This window comes from Acidovorax sp. FG48 (assembly GCF_057809085.1).
Map to the genome: position 1 here is coordinate 1 of NZ_JBMDJH010000010.1, position 23,081 is coordinate 23,081.

The following is a 23,081-nucleotide window of genomic DNA, read 5'->3' on the forward strand; positions in this document are numbered from 1 at the left end:
ACACGCAAAAGACCACCTGCACCGGCGTGGAAATGTTCCGCAAGCTGCTGGACCAGGGCCAAGCTGGCGACAACGTCGGCCTGCTGCTGCGCGGTACCAAGCGCGAAGACGTGGAACGCGGCCAAGTGCTGTGCAAGCCCGGCTCGATCAAGCCCCACACCCACTTCACGGCTGAGGTGTATGTGCTGAGCAAGGACGAAGGCGGCCGCCACACTCCTTTCTTCAACAACTACCGTCCCCAGTTCTACTTCCGCACGACCGACGTGACTGGCGCCATCGAGCTGCCAGCCGACAAGGAAATGGTCATGCCTGGTGACAACGTGTCGATCACTGTGAAGCTGATCAACCCCATCGCCATGGAAGAAGGTCTGCGCTTCGCTATCCGCGAAGGCGGCCGCACCGTGGGCGCTGGCGTCGTGGCCAAGATCATTGCTTAATCAAGCAAGGTATACAGGGGTATAGCTCAATTGGCAGAGCGTCGGTCTCCAAAACCGAAGGTTGTAGGTTCGATTCCTACTGCCCCTGCCACTTGAATGTGGCCCCCAACAAGCCCGCCAGACTCTGGCGGGCTTCGGTGTCTTAGGTGATGCCGTGAATCGGAAGCAGGAAATACTCAAAGATGGCCACTTCACAGGTTGAAACTGTCAATACAGGCGCAGACAAGGCCAAGCTCGCAGCGGTGGTGGCTTTGGTCATTGCATCTGTTGCGGGCTTTTATTTGTTGGGCAAGCAGGGCGCTGTCGTGCAGTGGGCTGCGCTGATCGTCGGACTGGTCGCAGCGGCAGCAGTGTTTCTGATGTCGGAATCCGGGCGTCAGTTTGTCGCGTTTGCCAAGGATGCATGGCGCGAAGTGAAAAAGGTGGTCTGGCCCACCCGCAAGGAAACCTTGCAGATGACGGCCTATGTGTTCGCCTTTGTGGTGATCATGGCGCTTTTCCTGTGGTTCACGGACAAGACGCTGGAATGGGTCTTGTACGACTTGATTTTGGGTTGGAGAAAGTCATGACGACCGCTGCGGAAATCACGGGAGCACAGGCTCCTGCAGGCGCTTCTGCCTCGGCCAATCCCGACTTGCGCTGGTACATCGTTCATGCCTATTCGGGCATGGAAAAGGCGGTGGAGCGCAATATTCAGGAGCGGATCGGCCGCTCTGGCATGCAAGACAAATTCGGCCGCATTCTGGTGCCGACCGAAGAAGTCGTCGAAATGAAAAACGGCCAGCGCAAGACGACGGAGCGTCGCTTGTTCCCTGGCTATGTGTTCGTTGAGATGGTGATGGATGACGACACTTGGCACTTGGTGAAGCACACCAACAAGGTGACGGGTTTTGTGGGTGGGGCCAAGAACCGTCCGGCGCCCATCTCGGAAGACGAAGTGCAAAAGATCGTCAGCCAGATGCAGGAAGGCACCGACAAGCCGCGCCACAAGATCGAGTTCATGGTGGGCGAGTTGGTGCGCGTCAAGGAAGGCCCTTTCACAGACTTCAATGGTTCCGTGGAAGAAGTCAATTACGAAAAGAGCCGTGTGCGCGTTTCCGTGATGATCTTTGGCCGCTCTACCCCTGTGGAGCTGGAATTCGGACAGGTCGAAAAGACATAAGTCCCGTGATCATTGAGGCGTTCGACCTCGGTGATCTGGACAAAATTTTTGGATGCCGCACTTTTCGGCTCGGTGCGGACATCGTCACAGTGAGTCGTTAACCCCGGGGAGCTGGTGGTTGCTCGGTGCAACACAAGCGTTATGACCCGTCAGGAGTAAAACATGGCGAAAAAAATCGTCGGTTTTATCAAGCTGCAAGTTCCAGCTGGTAAGGCCAATCCATCCCCACCTATCGGCCCAGCACTGGGTCAGCGTGGCCTCAACATCATGGAGTTCTGCAAGGCATTCAATGCGCAGACCCAAGGTGTGGAGCCAGGCCTGCCATTGCCCGTGGTCATCACGGCGTTTGCAGACAAGAGCTTTACCTTCATCATCAAGACGCCGCCTGCGACGACTCTGATCAAGAAGGCCATCAAGCTCGAAAAGGGTTCTTCCAATGCCCTGAAGACCAAGGTCGGCAAGATCACGCGCGAACAGCTCGAAGAAATCGCCAAGACCAAGATGAAGGACATGAACGCCGCGAACGTTGACGCTGCTGTCCGTACGCTGGCTGGTTCCGCACGCTCGATGGGCGTGACGGTGGAGGGTTTGTAAATGGCCAAGTTGACGAAAAAGCAAAAGGCCCTGCAGGGCAAGGTTGACAGCACCAAGCTGTACGCTTTTGCAGACGCAGTGGCGCTGGTGAAAGAAGCCGCAACGGCCAAGTTCGATGAATCCATCGACGTGGCGGTGCAGCTGGGCATTGATGCCAAGAAGTCGGACCAAGTGGTGCGTGGCGCTGTGGTGCTGCCCAACGGTACTGGCAAGACGACCCGCGTGGCCGTGTTTGCACAAGGCGCCAAGGCTGAAGAAGCCAAGGCCGCAGGTGCTGACGTTGTGGGCATGGACGACCTGGCCGCCATGGTCAAGGCTGGCGACATGCCTTTCGACGTGGTGATTGCTGCTCCAGACGCCATGCGCGTCGTGGGTACCCTGGGCCAGATCCTGGGCCCCCGTGGTCTGATGCCTAACCCCAAGGTGGGTACCGTGACTCCTGACGTCGCTACGGCCGTGAAGAACGCCAAGGCGGGTCAAGTGCAGTTCCGTGTGGACAAGGCCGGTATCGTCCACAGCACCATCGGTCGCCGTTCGTTTGACAACGAAAAGCTGCAAGGCAACTTGGCTGCACTGATCGACGCCCTGAACAAGGCCAAGCCAGCTTCGAGCAAGGGTCTGTACCTGCGCAAGGTCGCTGTGTCCTCCACGATGGGCGTTGGCGTCCGCGTGGATACGCAATCCATCGCAGCGTAATTGCGATAAGAAATCTTCAGGTCTTTCAAAGGGCCTGATGTGGTGGGCTGTGGGTGGTGTAACAACTGCCTGCAGGCCATCCAAGACCGTTGGTGTGTGGTTCGCCGCACTTAATCCCTCCTTGGGGCCAACGCAGATGGCGATCCCGCTGCAGATGGAATCCGTTCCGAAACAGTTGGTCGCTGCAACAAGAGCGCGCAAAAGGGTGCAAATCCGAATGCGCAATTTAAGGAGTAGACCTTGAGTCTTAATCGCAGTGAGAAAGAAGCGGTCATCAGTGAAGTGACCAGCCTCGCCGCTAAAGCTCAAACGCTTGTGATTGCGGAATACCGTGGCATCACGGTCGCCGACATGACCAAACTGCGCGTCGATGCTCGCAGCAAGGGTGTGAGCCTGAGTGTTCTGAAGAACACCCTGGCCCGCCGTGCTGTGGCAGGCAGCCAGTTTGACGTGGTGGCAGACCAGATGACTGGTCCCCTGATCTATGGCTTCTCCGAAGACGCTGTGGCCGCCGCGAAAGTGGTGTCCGACTTTGCGAAGACCAACGACAAGTTGGTGATTCGCGGTGGCGCTTTCGGTGGTAAGGCCCTGGACGTCAATGGCGTGAAGCAACTGGCCAACATTCCTTCCAAGGAAGTTTTGCTGGCTCAGATTTGTGGCTTGCTTATGTCCCCCATGTCGCGTACGGCCGTCGTGCTGGGCGCACTGGCGGCGAAAAAAGGCGAAGGCGCAGCCGCACCGGCCGCCGAACCTGCAGCAGCTTGATAGCTGGGCAGTCAACCAACACAATTGTTAGGAAATCAAAATGGCATTCGATAAAGACGCATTTTTGACCGCGCTGGACAGCATGACGGTCCTGGAACTCAATGACCTGGTGAAGGCCATTGAAGAGAAGTTTGGCGTGAGCGCTGCAGCCATGGCTGCTCCTGCTGCAGCTGGCGGCGGCGGCGGCGCAGCTGCTGCTGAAGAAAAGACGGAATTCAACGTGGTGCTGACCGACGCTGGCGCCAACAAGGTGTCCGTCATCAAGGCAGTGCGCGAAATCACCGGTCTGGGCCTCAAGGAAGCCAAGGACCTGGTGGACGGCGCTCCCAAGAACGTCAAGGAAGGCATTGCCAAGGCCGACGCCGAAGCAGCCGTCAAGAAGCTGGTGGAAGCCGGCGCCAAGGCCGAACTCAAGTAATTTGGTCTTGCCCAAGGGCTGGAGTGCTCCTCAAAGGGCCTCCAGCCTTTGGTGCTTTCAGAGCGCACCCGCAAGCCCCGTTCTCAACGCGGCTTTCGAGTGTCTTCTGACAATCCCGACAGCAGAAGACGCCTTGGTTCGGGTGATGTGCAACGCATCACCGTCCGCCATGGTTGGTAGTGGCCAACCGCCAAGCCCGCAAGGACCACGCTCCTTGCGGGTCAGTCGTCGAAGACCCAGGACTCATGTCTTTGCCCGGAGATCTCATGGCCTATTCCTACACCGAACGCAAGCGAATTCGCAAAAGTTTCGGCACCCGCGATAGCGTGCTCGAAGTTCCTTATCTGCTGCAGATGCAGAAGGACGCATACACCGCTTTCCTGCAGGCAGATACAGCACCCCAGAAAAGAACCATCGAAGGCCTTCAGGCTGCATTCGACGCTGCCTTCCCGATCGTCTCCCACAACGGTTTTGTGGAGATGAAGTTCATTGAATACAACCTGGCCAAGCCGGCTTTTGACGTGCGCGAATGCCAGACCCGTGGTCTGACCTTCGCCTCGGCCGTGCGCGCCAAGGTGCAATTGATCATCTATGACCGCGAGTCTTCGACGTCGCAGTCCAAGGTGGTCAAGGAAGTGAAGGAGCAAGAGGTCTACATGGGCGAAGTGCCCCTGATGACCGACAAGGGCTCGTTCATCATCAACGGTACCGAGCGTGTGATCGTGTCGCAGCTGCACCGCTCGCCTGGCGTGTTCTTCGAGCATGACAAGGGCAAGACCCACAGCTCGGGCAAGCTGCTGTTCTCGGCACGCATCATTCCCTACCGTGGTTCCTGGCTCGACTTCGAGTTCGACCCCAAGGACATCCTGTACTTCCGCGTGGACCGTCGCCGCAAGATGCCGGTCACGATCCTGCTCAAGGCCATTGGCCTGAACCCCGAGTCCATCCTGGCGAACTTCTTCGTCAACGACAACTTCCGCCTGATGGACAGCGGCGCGCAGATGGAGTTCGTGCCCGAGCGTCTGCGTGGCGAAGTCGCGCGCTTCGACATCACCGACAAGTCCGGCAAGGTGGTCGTGGCCAAGGACAAGCGTGTCACCGCCCGTCACACCCGCGAACTGGAACAGTCTGGCACCACGCACATCAGCGTGCCTGAAGACTTCCTGATCGGCCGTGTGGTCGCCCGCAACATTGTGGACGCCGACACCGGTGAAATCATTGCCAAGGCCAACGAAGAGTTGACCGAAGCGCTGCTCAAGAAGCTGCGTTCTGCTGGTGTGCAAGACCTGCAGGTCATCTACACGAACGAACTGGACCAAGGCGCTTACATCTCGCAGACCCTGCGCATCGATGAAACCGTGGATGAGTTCGCTGCCCGCGTGGCCATCTACCGCATGATGCGCCCTGGCGAGCCACCGACCGAAGACGCCGTGCAGGCCCTGTTCCAGCGCCTGTTCTACAACCCCGACACGTACGACCTGTCGCGCGTGGGCCGCATGAAGTTCAACGCCAAGATCGGCCGCGACGAATCCACCGGCCCCATGGTGCTGTCCAACGAAGACATCCTGGCCGTGGTCAAGATTCTGGTGGACCTGCGCAACGGCAATGGCGAAGTCGATGACATCGATCACCTGGGCAACCGCCGCGTGCGTTGCGTGGGCGAACTGGCCGAGAACCAATACCGTACGGGCCTCGCACGTATCGAAAAGGCCGTGAAGGAGCGTCTGGGCCAGGCCGAGCAAGAGCCGCTGATGCCCCACGACCTGATCAACAGCAAGCCGATCTCGGCCGCCCTGAAGGAATTCTTCGGTGCTTCGCAGCTGTCGCAGTTCATGGACCAGACCAATCCGCTTGCCGAAATCACGCACAAGCGCCGTGTGTCCGCTCTGGGTCCAGGTGGTCTGACCCGCGAACGCGCAGGCTTCGAAGTGCGTGACGTGCACGTGACCCACTACGGTCGCGTTTGCCCTATCGAAACGCCGGAAGGCCCCAACATTGGTCTGATCAACTCGCTGGCTCTGTACGCCCGCCTGAACGAGTACGGTTTCATCGAAACCCCGTACCGTCGCGTGGTGGATGGCAAGGTGACCAACGACATCGACTATCTGTCGGCGATCGAAGAAGGCAAGTACGTGATTGCGCAGGCCAATGCGCAGCTCGATAAGGACGGCCGCCTGACGGGTGAGCTGGTCTCCGCCCGTGAAAAGGGTGAGTCCATCCTGTGCGGTGCGGACCGTGTGCAGTACATGGACGTGTCGCCCGCGCAGATCGTGTCGGTGGCTGCCTCGCTGGTGCCTTTCCTGGAGCACGACGACGCGAACCGCGCGTTGATGGGTGCCAACATGTCGCGCCAGGCCGTGCCTGTGCTGCGTCCTGAAAAGCCGCTGGTGGGCACGGGCATCGAGCGCGTGGCTGCTGTGGACTCGGGCACCGTGGTGACTGCTACCCGCGGCGGTGTGGTGGACTACGTGGATGCCACCCGTATCGTGGTGCGCGTGAACGACGACGAAGCCGTGGCCGGTGAAGTCGGTGTGGACATCTACAACCTGATCAAGTACCAGCGTTCTAACCAGAACACCAACATCCACCAGCGTCCCATCGTCAAAAAGGGCGACATGCTGGTCAAGGGTGACGTGATCGCCGACGGCGCATCGACGGACTTCGGCGAAATCGCCATCGGCCAGAACATGCTGATCGCGTTCATGCCCTGGAACGGCTACAACTTCGAAGACTCGATCTTGATCAGTGAGCGCGTGGTGGCGGAAGACCGCTACACCTCGATCCACATCGAGGAACTCGTGGTCATGGCCCGCGACACCAAGCTGGGCGCTGAAGAAATCACGCGCGACATTCCGAACCTGTCGGAACAGCAACTGAACCGTCTGGACGAGTCCGGCATCATCTACGTGGGTGCCGAAGTGCAGCCTGGCGATACGCTGGTCGGCAAGGTAACCCCCAAGGGTGAAACCACGCTTACGCCTGAAGAGAAGCTGCTGCGCGCCATATTCGGCGAGAAGGCTTCCGATGTGAAGGACACCTCGCTGCGTGTGGACCAAGGCTCGTCGGGCACCGTGATCGACGTGCAGGTCTTCACCCGTGAAGGCATCCAGCGCGACAAGCGTGCTCAGCAGATCATCGACGATGAACTCAAGCGCTTCCGCCTGGACTTGAACGACCAGTTGCGCATCGTGGAGGCCGACGCGTTCGACCGTATCGAAAAGCTGCTGACCGGCCGCGTCGCCAACGGCGGCCCGCAAAAGCTGGCCAAGGGCACGAAGATCGACAAGGCTTACCTGGCCTCCGTCGAGAAGTTCCACTGGTTCGACATCCGCCCTGCGGAAGACGAAGTGGCCACACAGCTCGAATCCATCAAGAACGCGCTGGAGCAAACCCGCCACAGCTTCGACCTGGCTTTTGAAGAAAAGCGCAAGAAGCTCACGCAAGGCGACGAGCTGCCTGCTGGCGTGCTGAAGATGGTCAAGGTGTATCTGGCCGTCAAGCGCCGCCTGCAGCCTGGTGACAAGATGGCCGGCCGCCACGGTAACAAGGGTGTGGTATCCAAGATCGTTCCGGTCGAAGACATGCCTTACATGGCCGACGGCACGCCTGCCGACATCGTTCTGAACCCGCTGGGCGTGCCCTCGCGGATGAACATCGGTCAGGTGCTGGAAGTTCACCTGGGCTGGGCCGGCAAGGGCATTGGTCAGCGCATTGGCAACATGCTCCAGGAGCAGGCCAAGGCAGCTGAACTGCGCAAGTTCCTGGAAGAGGTCTACAACTCCCGAGGCCGCAAGGAAGACCTGTCGCAGCTCAGCGACGACGAGCTGATGGCCATGGCCGAGAACCTGACCAACGGCGTGCCCTATGCCACCCCCGTGTTCGACGGTGCTTCGGAAGAAGAAATCAAGGACATGCTCAAGATCGCCTACCCGGACGACATCAAGGAGCGCAAGGGCCTGACCGAGTCGCGCACCCAGGCGTATCTGTATGACGGCCGTACGGGCGAGCGCTTCGAGCGCCCGACCACCATCGGCTACATGCATTACCTGAAGCTGCACCACTTGGTGGACGACAAGATGCACGCCCGCTCGACCGGCCCATACTCGCTCGTGACGCAGCAGCCGCTGGGAGGCAAGGCCCAGTTCGGTGGCCAGCGTTTCGGGGAAATGGAAGTGTGGGCGCTGGAAGCTTACGGCGCCGCCTACGTGCTGCAGGAAATGCTGACCGTGAAGTCCGACGACGTGGTGGGTCGTACCAAGGTGTACGAATCCATCGTCAAGGGCGAACACGCCATCGAAGCCGGCATGCCGGAATCGTTCAACGTGCTGGTCAAGGAAATCCGTTCGCTGGGCCTGGACATCGAGCTGGAACGCTCCTAAGCAGAAAAGGAAAGAGTCACTATGAAATCGCTACTCGACCTGTTCAAGCAATTCACGCCGGACGAGCATTTCGATGCCATCCGCATCGGCATGGCTTCGCCCGAGAAGATCCGTTCGTGGTCTTTCGGCGAAGTGAAGAAGCCCGAGACCATCAACTACCGCACGTTCAAGCCCGAGCGCGACGGCCTGTTCTGCGCCAAGATTTTTGGTCCCATCAAGGACTACGAATGCCTGTGCGGCAAGTACAAGCGCCTGAAGCACCGCGGCGTGATCTGCGAAAAGTGCGGCGTTGAAGTCACACAGACCAAGGTGCGCCGTGAGCGCATGGGCCACATCGACCTGGCCGCGCCTTGCGCCCACATCTGGTTTCTGAAGTCGCTGCCATCGCGTCTGGGCCTGGTGCTGGACATGACGCTGCGCGACATCGAACGCGTGCTGTACTTTGAAGCATACGTGGTGACCGATCCTGGCATGACCCCGCTGAAGAAGTTCAGCATCATGTCCGAGGACGACTACGACGCCAAGCGCAAGGAATACGGCGATGAGTTCATCGCCAAGATGGGCGCCGAAGGTATCAAGGACCTGCTGGAATCGATCGACATCGACCTGTCGATCGAGAAGCTGCGCGGCGACCTGACCGGCTCTGAAGTCAAGGTCAAGAAGAACGCCAAGCGCCTGAAGGTGCTGGAAGCGTTCAAGAAGTCCGGTATCAAGCCCGAGTGGATGGTGCTGGAAGTGCTGCCCGTGCTGCCACCGGACCTGCGTCCGCTGGTGCCGCTGGACGGCGGCCGCTTTGCGACCTCTGACCTGAACGACCTGTACCGCCGCGTCATCAACCGCAACTCGCGTCTGCGCCGCCTGCTGGAGCTGAAGGCCCCAGAAATCATCGCGCGCAACGAAAAGCGGATGCTGCAAGAGGCTGTCGACTCGCTGCTGGACAACGGCCGCCGTGGCAAGGCCATGACGGGCGCCAACAAGCGTGCACTGAAGTCCCTGGCCGACATGATCAAGGGTAAGTCGGGTCGCTTCCGCCAGAACTTGCTGGGTAAGCGCGTGGACTACTCTGGTCGTTCCGTGATTACCGTGGGCCCAACGCTCAAGCTGCACCAGTGCGGTCTGCCCAAGCTGATGGCGCTGGAGCTGTTCAAGCCTTTCATCTTCTCGCGCCTCGAAGCCATGGGCATCGCGACGACGATCAAGGCGGCCAAGAAGGAAGTCGAATCCGGCACTCCCGTGGTGTGGGACATCCTGGAAGAGGTCATCAAAGAGCACCCCGTGATGCTGAACCGTGCGCCTACGCTGCACCGTTTGGGCATCCAGGCCTTTGAGCCCATCCTGATCGAAGGCAAGGCCATCCAGCTGCACCCCCTCGTTTGCGCGGCCTTCAACGCCGACTTCGACGGTGACCAGATGGCTGTTCACGTCCCGCTGTCGGTGGAAGCACAAATGGAAGCCCGCACGCTGATGCTGGCCTCCAACAACGTGCTGTTCCCTGCTTCGGGCGAACCCTCTATCGTTCCTTCGCAAGACGTGGTGCTGGGTCTGTACTACGCCACCCGTGACCGTATCAACGGCAAGGGCGAAGGCCTGGTGTTCGCCGACACCGGTGAAGTGCAGCGTGCGCTGGACGCTGGGCAGGTCGAACTGGCTGCCAAGATCACCGTGCGCATGACCGAGTGGACCAAGGATAAGGCCACGGGCGAATTCGTGCCCTCGACCTCGCTGGTGGAAACCACCGTGGGCCGCGCGCTGCTGTCCGAGATCCTGCCCAAGGGCCTGCCGTTCTCCAACATGAACAAGGCGCTCAAGAAGAAGGAAATCTCGCGCCTGATCAACGTGTCCTTCCGCAAGTGTGGTCTGAAGGAAACGGTGGTGTTTGCCGACAAGCTGCTGCAAAACGGCTTCCGTCTGGCCACGCGCGCCGGTATCTCCATCGCCATCGACGACATGCTGGTGCCGCCTCAAAAGGCCGGCATCATCGAGCGCTCCGAGAAGGAAGTGAAGGAGATCGAGCAGCAGTACGTGTCCGGTCTGGTCACGGCTGGCGAGCGCTACAACAAGGTGGTGGACATCTGGGGCAAGGCCGGCGATGAAGTGTCCAAGGTGATGATGGCCCAGCTGTCCAAGCAGAAGGTCACGGACCGCCACGGCAAGGAAGTGGACCAGGAGTCCTTCAACTCCATCTACATGATGGCCGACTCCGGTGCCCGCGGCTCTGCCGCCCAGATCCGTCAGGTGGCCGGTATGCGGGGTCTGATGGCCAAGCCAGACGGCTCGATCATCGAGACGCCCATTACCGCGAACTTCCGCGAAGGTCTGAACGTGCTGGAGTACTTCATCTCCACCCACGGTGCCCGTAAGGGTCTGGCCGACACGGCGCTGAAGACCGCCAACTCCGGTTATCTCACCCGCCGTCTGGTGGACGTGACGCAGGATCTGGTCGTGACCGAAGAGGATTGCGGCACTGCCAATGGTTCGCTGATGCGCGCCATCGTTGAAGGCGGTGAAGTGATCGAATCGCTGCGCGAACGTATCCTGGGCCGCACGGCGGCCGAAGACGTGCTGCACCCCGAGAACCGCTCGGTGCTGGTCGAAGCCGGCGTGATGCTGGACGAAGACCTGATCGAAGAGCTGGAAGCTGCTGGCGTGGACGAAGTGAAGGTGCGCACGGCCCTGACCTGCGAAACCCGCTACGGCCTCTGCGCCAAGTGCTACGGCCGCGACCTGGGCCGCGGTGGCCTGATCAACCTCGGCGAAGCCGTGGGTGTGATCGCCGCCCAGTCCATCGGCGAGCCCGGCACGCAGCTGACCATGCGTACGTTCCACATCGGTGGTGCCGCTTCGCGTGCTGCCATCGCGTCGAGCGTGGAAGCCAAGTCCAACGGCGTGATCGGCTTCAACGCCACGATGCGCTACGTGAGCAACACCAAGGGCGAGCTGGTGGTGATTGCGCGTTCGGGTGAAATCATCATCCAGGACGAGCATGGCCGCGAGCGCGAGCGTCACAAGGTGCCTTACGGCGCGACGCTGACGGTGAAGGCCGACCAGCAGATCAAGGCCGGCACGATCCTGGCCAACTGGGATCCGCTGACGCGCCCCATCATCACCGAGTTCGCCGGTCAGACCAAGTTCGAGAACGTCGAAGAAGGCCTGACGGTGGCCAAGCAGGTCGACGAAGTGACCGGTCTGTCCACGCTGGTGGTGATCGACCCCAAGCGCCGCGGCGCCGCCAAGGTCGTGCGTCCCCAGGTCAAGCTGATCGATGCCCAGGGCAACGAGGTGAAGATCCCTGGCACCGACCACTCGGTGACCATCGGTTTCCAGGTCGGCGCGCTGATCCAGGTGCGCGATGGCCAGGACGTGGGCCCTGGTGAAGTGCTGGCGCGTATTCCGGTTGAAGGCCAGAAGACCCGCGACATTACTGGCGGTCTGCCACGCGTGGCCGAGCTGTTCGAAGCCCGAACGCCGAAGGACAAGGGTACGCTGGCCGAAATGACCGGTACGGTGTCGTTCGGTAAGGAAACCAAGGGCAAGGTCCGCCTGCAGATCACCGACCCTGATGGCAAGGTGTGGGAAGAACTCGTGCCCAAGGAAAAGAACATCCTGGTGCACGAAGGCCAGGTGGTCAACAAGGGCGAATCGATTGTGGACGGCCCGGCCGACCCACAAGACATCCTGCGTTTGCTGGGTATCGAAGAACTCTCGCGCTACATCGTCGATGAAGTGCAGGACGTGTACCGCTTGCAGGGCGTGAAGATCAACGACAAGCACATCGAGGTGATCGTTCGCCAGATGCTGCGCCGCGTCGTGGTCGAGAACGTCGGCGAGTCGAACTACATTGCCGGCGAACAGGTCGAGCGTTCCGAGATCCTCAATACCAACGAGGCACTGCAAGCCGAGGGCAAGATCCCCGCGACCTACAGCAACTTGCTGCTGGGTATCACGAAGGCATCGCTGTCCACCGACTCGTTCATCTCGGCCGCTTCCTTCCAGGAAACGACCCGCGTGCTGACCGAAGCCGCGATCATGGGCAAGAAGGACGAACTGCGTGGCCTGAAGGAAAACGTGATCGTGGGCCGTCTGATCCCTGCCGGTACAGGTCTGGCCTACCACCAGGCACGCAAGGCCAAGGACGCCATGGACGACGCAGAGCGCCGCGCCATCGCCGAAGCCGAAGCCGCCGAAATGGCCGCCCAGTCGGACGCCTCGGATGTGGACAGTGGCAGCGTCACTGCCACCGACGCAGCGGCAGACTGATAGCAAACAGCAAGGCCTTCCCCAGGCCCTGCTGCGGTCGCCACAGCGCCCCCGTCCTGTCCCAGGCAGGCCGGGGGCGTTTTTGATGGACGTGTGTCTTTTCACCGTCCGTCGTTTGTTTCAATCTTCTGTTTTTCGGGCCGGAACGGGTGCAGCCGCATCTGCTCCGGCAACTGCGCATGCTGTGGTCGTCGCCCCTTTTCTGGATTGCTTTCGCCGTCTTTCTGTTCTGGGCCCTGGGGGCCTACAACCGTCTGATGCGCCTGCGCTCGGCTGTCGTGCAGTCGTTCGGCAGTTTTGACGCGCACATGGTGCGGCTGGTGGCCTTGCTCGGCGAGTTCGGGGCGGCGCAGACAGTACAGCGCGGCAGCTTGCTGGCCGATGCCGGGGCGCAAGAGCTGGCTGCGCTGCAGGGCGCCGTGACGCAATTCAGTGCCTCGCTGGCCGTAGCGCGCGCCCGCCCGTTGCAGGGCGATGCGGTGGCGGCGTTGGCGGCTGCCCGTGAGGTGCTGCGCGCGACCTGGGCCACGGCCTTGCAGAAATTGCTGGCCGACCCCGTCCAGCCCACAGCGCTGACCCCGGCTGTCGATGCTGGTACGGGGGCACCCGGGGCTGTTCCCGTGGGCCTGTCCGTGTGGCAGGTCCGTTGGGAGGAACATGCGGTGCAAAACGAACAGGCGATTCGCGTATTCAACGAGGCCGTGGTGCAGTACAACGCCGCCATCGCCCAGTTTCCGGCCAGCCTGCTGGCCAGGGTGTTTGGCTTCAAGGCGGCCCGTGCGCTGTAACCCGTTGTCAGGATCACGATGACTCCACCTCCCCACCACCGCCCGCGCCGCGCTGCTGGCAACGCGCCGCGTCCGGCGCGCCCAGCCTCTGGGTCATCTCCGCAGGCGGGTTCTGCGGTGCAAAGGCCGGGTCCAGCGTCTTCTGCGGGGGGCGCGCCCGTGCCCCTGTGGCGGTTGCTCACGGCAGTGGCGGGCGCCTTGCAGGCAATCCGTGGCGGGCAGTCGGGCACAACAGCACTGGCGGCGGTGGATGCTGCGCTGCGCCCCGGTGTGCAGGCCTTGTTGTTCCAGGTCTTGCGCCAGGCCGGGCGGGCCGAGGCCCTGCGCCGACAGCTGGCCGCCCGCGCCCCCGCACCCGCCGTCGATGCGCTGCTGTGTAGCGCGCTGGCGCTGTGCTGGGACCCACAGGCCTCGCCCTACGAACCGTTCACCCTGGTGAACCAGGCGGTGGAGGCGGCCAAGCACCACCCGGCCACGCGCGCGCAGGCCTCGTTCATCAACGGCTGCCTGCGCCGCTTTCTGCGCGAGCGCGACGCCCTGGTGGCGGCCACCGACAACGACCCCGTGGCGCGCTGGAACCATCCGGCCTGGTGGGTGCAGCGCCTGCGCAAGGACCACCCCCAGCACTGGGAGCAGATCCTGCAGGCCAACAATGCCCACGCACCCATGGTGCTGCGGGTCAATGAACAAAAATGCACAGTAGCGCAATATCTACATGCCTTGGATGCTATTAATTTAGAAGCATCTGCCGTGGGTGAGCACGGTGTCGCCCTGCACCAGGCGGTGCCCGTGCAGTCGCTGCCGTACTTTGCCGAGGGCTGGGTATCCGTGCAGGACGCCGCTGCCCAACAGGCGGCGCCTTTGCTGCTGCAAGGGTTGGACCTGAGCCAGCCCCTGCGCGTGCTCGATGCCTGTGCCGCCCCCGGCGGCAAGACAGCGCACCTGCTGGAGATGGCGGGACCGCAGTCTCCCCTGCAGGTCACGGCGCTGGAGATCGATGCCACGCGCAGCGCACGTATTGGTGACACTCTGGAGCGCCTCGGGCTGAAGGCCCAGGTCCTGGTGGCCGATGCGGCACGCCCGCAAGACTGGTGGCAGTCAGAGTGTGGCGGGGTGCTGTTCGACGCCATCCTGCTTGACGCACCCTGCACAGCGTCCGGCATCGTACGGCGCCACCCGGATGTGCGCTGGCTGCGCCGTGAGTCCGACATCGCCCAGTTGGCGACGCTGCAGGCGGCCCTGCTCAAGGCCCTGTGGCCGCTGTTGCGGCCCGGAGGACGCCTGCTGTATTGCACCTGTTCCGTCTTCCGGGCAGAGGGCGATGCCCAGGTGCAAACGTTTCTTGCACACAACACCGATGCGCAATTGCTGCCGTCGCCGGGCCATTTAATTCCCGGCAACGCGGACAAGGGCGGGGCTGTCCCGGACAATCTGACCGGTGACCACGACGGCTTTTTTTACGCACTGTTGCAAAAATCGGCGCAATGAGCCACGGGGCATGCGCTGGTGGTGGCTGTGCGCATGGTTTGTGCTGTTTTGGGGGACGGTGCTTTGCGGGGTGCCGCAGGCTGGGGCGGCCCAGGCCGCGTCCTCCGAGGTGGGCGACCTGCGCCTGGAGCGCGGGGACGATGGCCTGTACCTCAGTGCCAACCTGCAATTCGAACTGCCCGAGCTGGCCGAAGACGCCTTGCAAAAAGGCATTCCCATGTTCTTCGTGGCGGATGCCCAGGTGCTGCGCGACCGCTGGTACTGGTCCGACCGGCAGGTGGCCGAGACCACCCGGTACTTCCGCCTGAGCTACCAGCCGCTCACCCGCCGTTGGCGTCTCAACATCTCCTCCACGCCTTTCACCAACAGCGGGCTGGGGGTGGTGCTGGGTCAGAACTTTGACAATTACGCCGACGCCCTGTCGTCGATTCAGCGGTTTTCACGCTGGAAGATTGCTGAGCGCGATGTGATCGAGTCTGATGCCGTGCATACGGTGAACTTCCGCTTCCGCCTCGACATCTCACAGTTGCCCCGTCCCTTCCAGATTGGCGCGGTGGGCCGGTCGGGCTGGAACCTGCTGGTCTCCCGCAGCCAGCGCCTGGGCGCAGAGCCTGCCAAGTGAGCACTTCCCCCCCGACCACCGGCGTTTCGGCATCCACCCACGCCACCGCCCGCCAGTCCCGCGCAGTGAGCTGGGCCGTGGGCGTCGGGGCGGCCATCATGTCGGCCATCGGTCTGGTGCTGCTGTTCTTGCTGACGCTGGCCACCAACAACCGCGTGCTGTACGAGCGCAACTACGCCTGGCTGTTTGGCGTCAACGTGTTTGTGGCGTTGCTGCTGCTGCTGGTGCTGGGCTGGGTGGCGGTGCGCCTGGGCCTGCGCCTGCGCAAGGGGCGCTTTGGCAGCCGCCTGCTGGTCAAGCTGGCGGCCATCTTTGCGCTGGTGGGGCTCATGCCGGGGCTGCTGATCTATGTGGTGTCTTACCAGTTCGTCACGCGCTCCATCGAAAGCTGGTTCGACGTGAAGGTGGAGGGGGCGCTGTCGGCGGGCGTCAACCTGGCCCGTGTGTCCCTGGACTCGCTGGCCACAGACATGGCCGCCAAAACCCGCAACGCCAGTGCGCAGGTGGCCCAGGTGCCCGATGCCGCTGCGGGCCTGGTGCTGGAGCGCATTCGCGACCAGCTGGGCGCGACCGACGTGGTGCTCTGGAACGCGTCCGGCCAGGCGGTCGCCAGCGCAGGGCAGTCGCGTTTCAGCCTGAACCCCGAGCGGCCCGGCGCGGCCTTGCTGCGCACGGCGCGCCAGCAGCGCGCCACCGCGCAGATCGAAGGGCTGGACGACATTGCGGATCCGGCCGCCGCGCAGAACGCTCGGGTCAAGGTGCTGGCCCTGGTCAGCAGCCCCAGCGTGGGCCTGTTGATGGAGCCGCGCTACTTGCAGGCCACCTTGCCCCTGCCGCCCGCCCTCGTTGCCAATGCCATTGCCGTGCAGGAAGCCAACCGCGAATACCAGGAGCGTGCGCTGGCCCGGGGCGGGTTGCGGCGCATGTATGTGGGCACGCTGACGCTCAGCCTGTTTCTGGCCGTGTTTGGCGCGGTACTGCTGGCGGTGCTGCTGGGCAACCAGCTGGCCCGGCCCCTGCTGGTGCTGGCCGAAGGGGTGCGCGAGGTGGCGGCGGGCAATCTGAGTCCTAAGGCCGCTTTGCAAAGCAAGGACGAGCTGGGGGGGCTCACACGCTCGTTCGCGCTCATGACCCAGCAACTGGCGGACGCACGCCAGGCGGTGGAGCAGAGCATGGGCGAGGTTGATGCCTCCCGCGCCAACCTGCAGACCATTCTGGACAACCTCACGGCGGGCGTCATCGTGCTGGACGCGCAAGGGCTGATCCGCTCCTCCAACCCGGGTGCCACCCGCATCCTGCGCGCCCCCATGGCCGCTTATGAAGGGCGGCCACTGTCTGAAGTGCCGGGCCTGGCGGAGTTTGCCGCGTCGGTCCAGGGCCATTTCGACGCGTTTCTGGGGGACCACGAACGGCACGGCCTGGACCATTGGCAGCAGCCATTCGAGTTGCATGCCTCCTCCGGCGGCGCCGGGCAACACGCCACCAGCCTGGTCGCACGGGGCGCTGAGCTGCCCGATGCCACCCGACTGTTGGTTTTTGACGACATTTCGGAGATCGTTTCGGCCCAGCGTGCGCAGGCCTGGGGCGAGGTGGCGCGCCGGCTGGCGCACGAAATCAAGAACCCGCTGACCCCCATCCAGCTGTCGGCCGAGCGGCTTGAAATGAAGCTCTCGGGCAAGCTGCCGGACGCTGAACAGGCCATCCTCGCCAAGTCCGTCAAGACCATCGTGGACCAGGTCGATGCCATGAAACGGCTGGTCAACGAGTTCCGCGATTACGCACGCTTGCCTGCGGCCGAACTGCATGCTTTGGACCTCAATGCACTGGTCGCCGACGTGCTTCATTTATATGGTGCAGAAAACGCCACCGTGCCTGTAGAGGCTGAGCTGGACCCGCGCTGCCCCTGGATTGCGGGCGATGCGCAGCAACTGCGCCAGGTCGTGCACAACCTGCTGCAGAACGCCCAGGACTCCACCGAACAGGCCCGCGCTGGGGCGCTTGAGCCCGTGCCGCCGGTGCGCATCAGCACCCGCTGGAGCGAATCGTCACGGCGCGTACGGCTCACTGTGTCGGACAGCGGCGGGGGCTTTCCGTCGCACATCCTGCAGCGCGCGTTCGAACCCTATGTCACCACCAAGCCGCGTGGCACTGGCCTCGGTTTGGCCGTGGTCAAAAAGATCGCAGATGAGCACGGAGCGCGCATCGAACTGTCCAACCGCACCGAAAACGACGTGGTGCGCGGCGCCCAAGTGTCGTTATCATTCGCCCCTGAACCAGCGGTGGCGTCATAACAACACCGCCCCGCAGTACCTCCCCAAGGCGCTTCAACACACATGGCAAACATTCTGGTGGTCGACGATGAGCTCGGCATTCGTGATCTGCTGTCGGAAATACTGAACGACGAAGGTCACAGCGTAGACCTCGCGGAAAATGCGACCCAGGCCCGAGCCGCCCGGGCAGGCAACAGCTATGACCTGGTACTGCTGGACATCTGGATGCCCGACACTGACGGCGTCTCGCTGCTCAAGGAATGGGCGACGGCGGGCGTGCTCACCATGCCGGTCATCATGATGAGTGGCCATGCCACCATCGATACGGCGGTGGAGGCCACGCGCATCGGCGCCTTCTCATTCCTCGAAAAGCCCATCACCCTGCAAAAGCTGCTCAAGGCCGTGGAGCAGGGCCTGGCCCGCAATGCCGCCCACCAAGCCGCGCCCGTGGCCGCCGTCGCTGCGCCCGCAGCCGCCCCGGCTGACCCGACCTTTTCGCAGCTGCCAGCCGTTTCGGCGGTGATGGCCGGGGTGGACCCCGGCCCGCACGCCCACCAGGGCTTCGACCTGGACCGCCCCCTGCGCGAAGCCCGCGACGGGTTCGAGAAGGCCTACTTCGAATTCCACCTGGCCCGCGAAGGCGGCTCCATGACGCGCGTTGCCGAAAAAACGGGCCTGGAGCGCACCCACCTGTACCGCAAGCTGCGCCAGCTGGGCGTGGATCTGGGGCGCGGTAAGCGTGGCTGATCAATTAATTTGTGCCTTTTGCTAGAAGCACTGTTTTTTCTGGCTATAATTTGAGGCTCAGGCCCGGTAGCTCAGTCGGTAGAGCAGAGGATTGAAAATCCTTGTGTCGGTGGTTCGATTCCGCCCCAGGCCACCAAACAAAAGCCCTTGATTTGCAAAAATCAAGGGCTTTTTCAATTGCGTGCCGCCAACGCGGGTCACGCCCGCAAAGCCTGTATTGCACCCTGCAGCCCTGCTGTGCGTGGCCCGGGTGCACTGCTGCCAGCCACCGCGCTGCATTTCCTTTTGTCTCTCTCCCCACTTCTCCCATGCCCCTTCTGCAGGACGTCACGCTTGGTATCGACTTTGGCACTTCCAATTCCGCGATGGCGGTACGGCAAGGGGCGAGCCTGTCGCGAATGGTGGCGCTGGAGGGGGATGCGCCTACGCTGCCCACGGCGCTGTTCTTCAACGCTGAAGACCAGCGCACGCACTTTGGGCGCGATGCGGTGGCGCAGTACCTGGCGGGTACCGAAGGGCGGCTGATGCGCTCGCTCAAGAGCCTGCTGGGCAGTGCGCTGCTGCAGGACAAAACGGCGGTGCACAACCAAATGGTCAGCTACCAGGACATCATCGGGCTCTTCTTGCGGATGCTGGCGCAGAAGGCCCGTGACGCGCTGGGTGGCATGCCCGCGCGGGTGGTGATGGGGCGGCCGGTGCATTTTGTGGACGGCGATGCCGCGCGCGATCAGCAGGCTGAGGACGCGCTGCGCCAGGCCGCGCTGTCGGCAGGGTTCGAGAACGTGAGTTTTCAGTTCGAGCCCATCGCTGCCGCGCTGGACTACGAGCAGCGCATCGACCGCGAGTCGCTGGTGCTGGTAGTGGACATTGGCGGCGGCACCTCGGACTTCACCGTGGTGCGCCTGGGCCCCGAGCGCATGGCTCGGGCCGATCGCAGCAGCGACGTACTGGCCACGACCGGCGTGCACATCGGCGGCACGGACTTTGACCGGCGCCTGAGCCTGGACCTGCTCATGCCGCTGCTGGGCTTTCGCCACATCGGCCCGTCGGGGCGTGAGGTGCCCAGCCGTGTGTTTTTTGATCTCTCGACCTGGCACCTGATCCAGTGGCTGTATTCGCCGCGCGCACTGCGCGACGCGCAGAACCTGCGCACCGACTATGCCGACGCCGCGTTGCACGCCCGGCTGATGCGGGTGCTGAACGAGCGGCTGGGCCACCGCCTGGCCAACACGGTGGAGCAGGCCAAGATCGCGGCTTCGCTGGCCGATGCCGAGGCGCCCATGCCGCTGGATTGGGTCGAGGCCGGGCTCAGCGCCGCGGTCACGCCGCCCGGATTGGCTCAGTCCCTGGCGCAGCCACTGGACCAGGTGGTGGCTTGCGCCCGCGACTGCCTGCAACGGGCGGGCCTGGACGATGGGGGGGTGGACGCGATCTACCTGACCGGGGGCTCGTCAGCGCTGCGACCCTTGCGGCAGGCGCTGCGCACGGCGTTTCCGGCGATCCCGCAGGTGGAGGGTGATCTGTTCGGCGGGGTGGCTGCGGGCCTGGCGGTGTCGCGGTAGACACGCATTTCGGGTTGCTATCAATTAAATAGCTATCAGGGCATGTTGCACTAGCGCTACCGCCCGAAAACGCCCAAAACGCCGCCCAGAAAGCACCTGGCGTCAGCCCTGCTCACCGTCCTGGCGCTTCCACTCCAGCGCGGTGTCGTACAGCACGTTGCGCGATGCGCCTGTGATCTCGGCGGCCAGGCGCACGGCGGTCTTCAGGGGCAGCTCGGCCAGCAACAGGCGCAGCACGCGGTGGCTGTCGCCCGCGTCGCTGACCACGGGCACCGGGTGCAGCAGCACCACAAACTCGCCGCGCGAGCGCTGGGGCGACCCGTCCAGCCACGCCGTCAGCGCCTGCGCGGGTTGGGTGGTGACTTCTTCAAACTGCTTGGTCAGCTCGCGCGCCAGGGTGACGGGGCGCTCGCCCAGCACGGCCAGGGCTTGGGCCAGTTCGCCGATGCGGTGCGGGGCTTCGAGCAGCACCACGCACCGGGGTTCGTGGGCGAGCTGTTGCGCAATCACATTGGCACGCTCCGCGTTCTTGACGGGCAGGAAGCCTGCAAACACAAAGCCGCCATGCTCGGTGCTGTGGGCCACGGCACCAGCCACGCTCAGTGCGGTGGTGATGCTGCTCGCGCCCGGCAGCGGTACGGCGCGCAGGCCTGCGGCCTGCACGGCAGCCACCAGGCGTGCGCCGGGGTCGCTCACGCCGGGAGTGCCTGCGTCGCTCACATAGGCCACGCGCTGGCCTTGCTGCAGCCGGTGCACCACGTTCTGCGCGGCTTCGGCCTCGTTGTGCTGGTGCACGGCCAGCAACTGGCTGGCGCTCTTGTCGATGCCGTAGGCGCGCAGCATGGACTGCGTGTGGCGCGTGTCCTCGCAAGCCACCGTGTCGGCCAGCTGCAGCACGTGCAGGGCCCGCAGGGTGATGTCGGCGAGGTTGCCGATGGGCGTGGCCACTACATACAGCGCGCCCTGCGGATAATGCTGCGCAGCGGCGGCGTCGTGCGCCGCGCTCTGGGCTGAAGCGAAAGATGCGCTCAATGAATTTCCTTGGAAAAAGACCACCCGCCGCTGCCAACCCAGGGGTTGCCAAAAAAGCCACCACGCGCGATCGGGGCAATGCGGCAGAGGATCAGGCCTTGGCCCATCTGCAGGCGGCTGGCCTGCAACTGGCGGTGCGCAATTATCGGACGCCTGGGCGCGGTGGGGGCGAGATTGATCTGGTGATGCGCGACCGGGACGGCACCCTGGTGTTTGTGGAGGTGCGCAGCCGCACGCACGGCGGTTTCGGCGGCGCCGGGGCCAGCATCAGCGCGACCAAGCAGCAGCGCATCATCTTTGCCGCACGGCACTACCTGATGCGCTTGCCGTCGCCACCGCCCTGCCGTTTTGATGTGGTGCTGGTGGAGGAGGGCGTGCAGTGGATCAAGGCAGCGTTCGATGCGCAGTAGCGGCATGCGACCCGCTGGCCGCCAGCGCAATGCAGGTGGCTACCCTTTGCTACAAAAGCTGTAACACGCGGCGGGTATCATCGGGCCCTCATGCTTGAGCAACGCATCCAACAGCATTTCATCGACAGCGCCGACCTGAAGTACCAGGCCGCGCAAACCCTGAGCCACCCTATTGCCGCTGCCGTACAGGCCGTGCTGGCCTGCGTGACCAGCGGCGGCAAGGTGCTGGCCTGTGGCAATGGCCCATCGGCCGCCGAGGCGCAGCAGTTTGCCGCCTTCTGCGTGGCGGGCTTTGAACGCGAACGCCCCGAGCTGGCCGCGCTGGCGCTCACCTCTGACAACACGCTGCTCACGGCGGCTGCGGGCAGCCACGATGCCACCCAGCAGTTTGCGCGCCAGGTGCGCGCCCTGGGCCAGGCGGGTGATGTGCTGCTGGCCCTGACGGTGCATGGCAACGACCCCAACCTGCTGGCCGCCACCGAGGCCGCGCACGAGCGCGACATGACGGTGGTGGTGCTGGCGGGCCGCGCCGGCGGCAAGCTGGCCGCCATGCTGCGGGAGACCGACGTCTTGATCAGTGTGCCCCACGACCGTGCGGCACGCGTGCGCGAAGTCCACACGCTGGTGCTGCACTGCCTCAGCGACGGCGTGGACGCACAGTTACTTGGTGAACAGGAGATTCCACTATGACCCCGACAACCCTGAACCGCACCCGCCGCGTGGTGGGCACTGCCCTGGCTGCCGCCACGCTGGCGGCGGCACTATCGGCCTGCGCGCCCCTGATCGTGGGCGGCGCCGTGGTCGGCGGCGTGATGGCGGTAGACCGCCGCACGGCCGGCACCCAGATCGAAGACGAAGGCATCGAGCTGCGCGCTGCCAATCGCATCCGCGAGACCCTGGGCGACCGGGCCCACGTCAATGTGACCAGCTACAACCGCCAGGCATTGCTGACCGGTGAAGTCGCCACGGCCCAGGACCGCCAAGCGGTGGAGCAGATGGTGTCGCAGGTGGAAAATGTGCGCTCGGTCGTCAACGATCTGGCCGTGATGCCCCCTTCCACGCTGAGCCAGCGGTCCACGGACACCTTCATCACTGGCAAGGTGCGTGCGAGCCTGGTGGATGCGCAGGACATCTCGGCCAACTCCTTCAAGGTGGTGACGGAGCGCAACACCGTTTACCTGATGGGCCGTGTGTCGCAGCGTGAGGCCAACCGCGCCACGGACATCGCCCGGGGTGTGACCGATGTGCGCAAGGTGGTGCGCGTGTTTGAGATCGTTTCGGAAGAAGAACTGCGCCGCATCGCGCCGCAGCCTGCGCCAGTCACCACGGACACAAAGCCGGCTGGCGGCTAAGGCCGAGCATCAGACCGTAGGGTCCAAGTCCCAGGCCGCAGCGCGTGGTCTGGGACTTTTTTATTGGTGTGTAGCGTGGGAGCCCGCCGCTCCGCTGCTCTG

Annotated in this window: 19 protein-coding genes and 2 tRNA genes; 20 read left to right on the forward strand and 1 reads right to left on the reverse strand. The window is 63.3% G+C overall.

Features of this window, described 5'->3' with window-relative positions:
• The 17 genes from ACODSU_RS15045 to ACODSU_RS15125 all read left to right on the forward strand — a co-directional run.
• On the forward strand, positions 1-437 hold a 437-nt coding region (locus ACODSU_RS15045; RefSeq protein ID WP_488842872.1), incomplete at its 5' end, for an EF-Tu C-terminal domain-related protein.
• A 15-nt stretch (positions 438-452) separates the two neighbouring features.
• Positions 453-528: transfer RNA gene (locus tag ACODSU_RS15050), tRNA-Trp, on the forward strand.
• Positions 529-619: 91 nt separating this feature from the next.
• Complete coding sequence (secE, locus tag ACODSU_RS15055) at positions 620-1,006, forward strand: preprotein translocase subunit SecE (RefSeq protein WP_060986605.1); 387 nt, start codon at positions 620-622, stop codon at positions 1,004-1,006.
• The gene (nusG, locus tag ACODSU_RS15060) at positions 1,003-1,599 is read left to right on the forward strand and encodes a transcription termination/antitermination protein NusG (protein WP_015012231.1); all 597 of its coding nucleotides are present in this window, start codon (positions 1,003-1,005) and stop codon (positions 1,597-1,599) included. Before secE ends, nusG begins: the two co-directional genes overlap by 4 nt.
• A 162-nt stretch (positions 1,600-1,761) precedes the next feature.
• The gene (gene rplK, locus ACODSU_RS15065) at positions 1,762-2,193 is read left to right on the forward strand and encodes a 50S ribosomal protein L11 (RefSeq protein ID WP_008907082.1); all 432 of its coding nucleotides are present in this window, start codon (positions 1,762-1,764) and stop codon (positions 2,191-2,193) included.
• Complete coding sequence (rplA, locus tag ACODSU_RS15070; protein WP_015012232.1) at positions 2,194-2,889, forward strand: 50S ribosomal protein L1; 696 nt, start codon at positions 2,194-2,196, stop codon at positions 2,887-2,889.
• 240 nt (positions 2,890-3,129) lie between these two features.
• Complete coding sequence (gene rplJ / locus ACODSU_RS15075) at positions 3,130-3,654, forward strand: 50S ribosomal protein L10 (protein WP_060986604.1); 525 nt, start codon at positions 3,130-3,132, stop codon at positions 3,652-3,654.
• A 40-nt stretch (positions 3,655-3,694) separates the two neighbouring features.
• Entirely contained in the window at positions 3,695-4,072 is a 378-nt protein-coding gene (rplL, locus tag ACODSU_RS15080; RefSeq protein ID WP_015012234.1) for a 50S ribosomal protein L7/L12, read from the forward strand.
• A gap of 266 nt (positions 4,073-4,338) precedes the next feature.
• A complete protein-coding gene (rpoB, locus tag ACODSU_RS15085; RefSeq protein ID WP_060986603.1) occupies positions 4,339-8,451 on the forward strand; it encodes a DNA-directed RNA polymerase subunit beta in 4,113 nt (1,370 codons plus the stop codon).
• A gap of 21 nt (positions 8,452-8,472) precedes the next feature.
• Positions 8,473-12,708 carry a DNA-directed RNA polymerase subunit beta' gene (gene rpoC, locus ACODSU_RS15090; RefSeq protein ID WP_060986602.1) on the forward strand — a complete coding sequence of 1,412 codons (4,236 nt, stop codon included), beginning with the start codon at positions 8,473-8,475 and terminating at the stop codon, positions 12,706-12,708.
• A 179-nt stretch (positions 12,709-12,887) separates the two neighbouring features.
• Complete coding sequence (locus tag ACODSU_RS15095; protein WP_060986606.1) at positions 12,888-13,496, forward strand: LemA family protein; 609 nt, start codon at positions 12,888-12,890, stop codon at positions 13,494-13,496.
• A gap of 159 nt (positions 13,497-13,655) precedes the next feature.
• A complete protein-coding gene (rsmB, locus tag ACODSU_RS15100; protein WP_488842875.1) occupies positions 13,656-14,984 on the forward strand; it encodes a 16S rRNA (cytosine(967)-C(5))-methyltransferase RsmB in 1,329 nt (442 codons plus the stop codon).
• Positions 14,985-14,994: 10 nt separating this feature from the next.
• Positions 14,995-15,606, forward strand: a complete 612-nt coding sequence (locus ACODSU_RS15105) for a DUF4390 domain-containing protein (RefSeq protein ID WP_476016326.1) — start codon at positions 14,995-14,997, stop codon at positions 15,604-15,606.
• Positions 15,603-17,897: a sensor histidine kinase gene (locus tag ACODSU_RS15110; RefSeq protein ID WP_488842878.1), complete on the forward strand. Its 2,295-nt coding sequence runs from the start codon at positions 15,603-15,605 to the stop codon at positions 17,895-17,897. The genes ACODSU_RS15105 and ACODSU_RS15110 overlap by 4 nt, the downstream gene beginning before the upstream one ends.
• Positions 17,898-17,939: 42 nt before the next feature.
• Positions 17,940-18,623, forward strand: a complete 684-nt coding sequence (locus ACODSU_RS15115; protein WP_015012241.1) for a response regulator — start codon at positions 17,940-17,942, stop codon at positions 18,621-18,623.
• A gap of 60 nt (positions 18,624-18,683) precedes the next feature.
• A tRNA-Phe gene (locus tag ACODSU_RS15120) sits at positions 18,684-18,759 on the forward strand.
• Positions 18,760-18,931: 172 nt separating this feature from the next.
• The gene (locus tag ACODSU_RS15125) at positions 18,932-20,185 is read left to right on the forward strand and encodes an Hsp70 family protein (RefSeq protein WP_488842880.1); all 1,254 of its coding nucleotides are present in this window, start codon (positions 18,932-18,934) and stop codon (positions 20,183-20,185) included.
• Between the two features lie 102 nt (positions 20,186-20,287).
• On the opposite strand, the gene rsmI is transcribed toward ACODSU_RS15125, so the two are convergent.
• Entirely contained in the window at positions 20,288-21,217 is a 930-nt protein-coding gene (gene rsmI / locus ACODSU_RS15130) for a 16S rRNA (cytidine(1402)-2'-O)-methyltransferase (RefSeq protein ID WP_488842882.1), read from the reverse strand.
• Here rsmI and ACODSU_RS15135 point away from each other — a divergent pair.
• From ACODSU_RS15135 to ACODSU_RS15145, 3 genes are all read left to right on the forward strand, one after another.
• Positions 21,217-21,627 carry a YraN family protein gene (locus ACODSU_RS15135; RefSeq protein ID WP_309827194.1) on the forward strand — a complete coding sequence of 137 codons (411 nt, stop codon included), beginning with the start codon at positions 21,217-21,219 and terminating at the stop codon, positions 21,625-21,627. The genes rsmI and ACODSU_RS15135 overlap by 1 nt on opposite strands.
• A 90-nt stretch (positions 21,628-21,717) precedes the next feature.
• Positions 21,718-22,317: an SIS domain-containing protein gene (locus ACODSU_RS15140; RefSeq protein WP_488842884.1), complete on the forward strand. Its 600-nt coding sequence runs from the start codon at positions 21,718-21,720 to the stop codon at positions 22,315-22,317.
• The gene (locus ACODSU_RS15145) at positions 22,314-22,979 is read left to right on the forward strand and encodes a BON domain-containing protein (protein ID WP_015012253.1); all 666 of its coding nucleotides are present in this window, start codon (positions 22,314-22,316) and stop codon (positions 22,977-22,979) included. Before ACODSU_RS15140 ends, ACODSU_RS15145 begins: the two co-directional genes overlap by 4 nt.
• The last annotated feature ends 102 nt before the right edge of the window (positions 22,980-23,081 follow it).